Here is an 860-nt window from a genome sequence, read left to right as displayed (position 1 = left end):
GTGTAATTGATGATTTCTTTCTTAAATTTGAAGCAACCTACTGGAAATTCCTCAAGCAAAGCCATCACTGCTTAAGAATCCGAAAAGCGCAACTGAGTATCTCTGAAATCATCTTTATCGCCATTTGGTATAAGTGTTCTCACTTCAATAATTTCAAAGCATTTTTTTCATGGCTGAAACAGGATAAAAGTCATTTATTTAAAAACTTACCTTGTTATCAACGCATGATTCACCTGATTAATATGCATCAATTAGCACTACATGCTTTACATGTAGCCTTAATGAAAGGTCAACGGAGCCAATATTTATGGGTTGACTCAACCACTTTACCTGTTTGTAAAAACCAACGGATTCAACGCCATAAATCATTATCTAAAATTGCTTCTCGCGGTAAAAGCTCAATGGGCTGGTTCTACGGCTGTAAATTACATGTTGTGATGAATCAACTTGGAGAAATAGTTTGTTCAGCATTATCCAATGGACATGTGGCTGACATAAAAATGGTTGAGCATTTGGTTGAAGGCTTAGAAGCAAAGCTTTACGCGGATCGTGGTTATATCAGCCAAGATTTAAAAAGTAGGTTGAAAGATCAAGGTATTGATTTAATTACTTATCATCGAAAGAATATGAAGTTTATTCAACTACAAGAATCTGATGAATATCACTTAAAACAGCGCAATAAAATAGAGACTTTATTCAGCCTATTGAAAGGACAGTACAATTTAGTGACGAGTAGAGTACGTAGTGTTTGTGGATTTCTAGGAGGGATTTATGCTTCATTGTGCGCATATCAATTGAGCCACAGAAATAAGCCAACCATTCGAGTAATCGAATAGTTGGCTTAAACAGGATTCAGGTTA

1 protein-coding gene is annotated in these 860 nt (G+C 35.6%); it reads left to right on the top strand.

Features of this window, described 5'->3' with window-relative positions; genetic code table 11:
* Positions 1 to 836: IS982 family transposase (locus tag NI461_RS14055; protein WP_253157863.1), on the top strand; the 836-nt coding region annotated here is incomplete at its 5' end.
* Positions 837 to 860: the final 24 nt, after the last annotated feature.

The sequence above is a fragment of the Acinetobacter sp. S4400-12 genome, from assembly GCF_024129495.1.
GTDB lineage: Bacteria > Pseudomonadota > Gammaproteobacteria > Pseudomonadales > Moraxellaceae > Acinetobacter > Acinetobacter lwoffii_C.
The sequence above is the reverse complement of the archived record's forward strand: the minus strand, read 5'-3'. Positions and strand labels throughout refer to the sequence as shown.